Source organism: Micromonospora sp. NPDC048839 (assembly GCF_040649915.1).
Classification (GTDB): Bacteria; Actinomycetota; Actinomycetes; order Mycobacteriales; family Micromonosporaceae; genus Micromonospora.
This window is the reverse complement of sequence record NZ_JBEZGL010000060.1, coordinates 1-1,428: the sequence shown is the minus strand read 5'-3', so window position 1 is coordinate 1,428 and position 1,428 is coordinate 1. Positions and strand designations below refer to the sequence as shown.

The 1,428-nt window shown below is 67.6% G+C and carries 1 protein-coding gene; it reads right to left on the bottom strand.

From position 1 onward, the window contains the following. Positions 1-21: 21 nt before the first annotated feature. Positions 22-1,260 (bottom strand): IS701 family transposase, encoded by a 1,239-nt coding sequence (locus AB0C25_RS36570; RefSeq protein ID WP_357379655.1) that lies wholly within the window; start codon positions 1,258-1,260, stop codon positions 22-24. Between the last annotated feature and the right edge of the window lie 168 nt (positions 1,261-1,428).

Genomic DNA, 1,428 nt, shown 5'->3' with positions numbered 1-1,428 from the left:
TACTCCAGCAGGAGATCCGTTTCAGGGCTCAGTGAGGGCTTGTCGTGCGTAGTGGCTGATCTTGGCTTCGGCTTGGTGCTGGCGTCGGAAGATGGACCAGGCGATGAGGTCGCCGATGCGTCGGGTGGGTTCGATGACCAGAGCGTGGAACAGCCGTCGGAGTTCGTTGACGGTGATCGGGATCAGGCCGTCCGGGGTGGTGGTGCTGGCTGCTGCGGCGGCGGCGAGGAACGCGTGTGCGGCGATGACGAGGGTGGTCCAGCGGTGCCAGGCCTTCCAGCGGCGGTGTTGGTGTTGGTCCAGGCCGAGGCCGGTCTTGGTGGCCTGGAAGGATTCCTCGATGCTCCACCGTCGGCCGGCGACGGCGACCAGGTGGTGCAGGGGGACGATGTTGGGTGACCAGCAGCGGTAGAACGCCAGCTCACCGGTGGTGCGGTTGCGTCGGATCAGCAGCCAGTGGTGACCGTCGTGTTGGTCGGCGGCCAGGGGCAGGGTGACGAACGCCCAGTCGTAGTAGCGGTGCCCTTTCGCCCCCTGGCCGGCGGAGATCCGCTGCCACGCTCGGGTCGGCAGGCCGGTGGCGATTTGGTCCGCTCGCTGGATGCCAAGCCCGGTCGGGACCCGGTGCGAGCAGGCGACCGCGAGGACGTAACCGAGTCGATGGTCGCGTAACGCCGCGGCCAGGTGCGGGTCACCGCCGTAGGCCTCGTCGCCGGCAACCCATCGGCATGGCAGCCCACCGGAGACGGCGGTGTCGATCAGCCGCTGTGCCAGCTGCGGCTTCGTGGCGAAGCCGACGGTGTCGGGCACCCCAGCCTCCACCCGACGCGCGGGGTCGTCGGTCCAAGACTTCGGCAGGTAGAGAGCGACGTCGACCAGGGTGTGCCCAGCTGGTGAGGCATAGGACAGGTGCACCGCGAGCTGGCAGTTCTCGATCTTCCCGGCGGTGCCGGAGTACTGCCGTTGCACCCCGACGGTGTGCACGCCCTTCTTCAGATCACCGGTCTCGTCGATCAGCAGCACACCGTCCGGATGCCCGAGGTGTACCGCGACGAAATCCCGCACATCGGCGCGGACCTGCGCGTCGTCCCACCTGGCCCGACCGATCAGGTCCTGCATTCCTCCTGGCCCGTCGTCACCGGCGTGTTCCGCGATCGTCCAACAGTTCTTCGTCGGCAGCGGCGCCAGCAGCCCGGCCATGAAGTCCCGCACCCGCCGACGCGGCTCAGGCCGGCCGAAGCGCGACCCGACCACGTCCATCAGCTCGTCAAACAGCCCAGACCATCGCTGGACGTCTACTCTGTAGGCGGCAGCCACCGCCGTATCTTTGGTCCACACAACCACGAGACTCAGCGGTGGCTGCTCCCTGCCCACGGACAAAACCACACCGCCGCAGCAGGTCAGAACGGATCTCCTGCTGGAGTACTA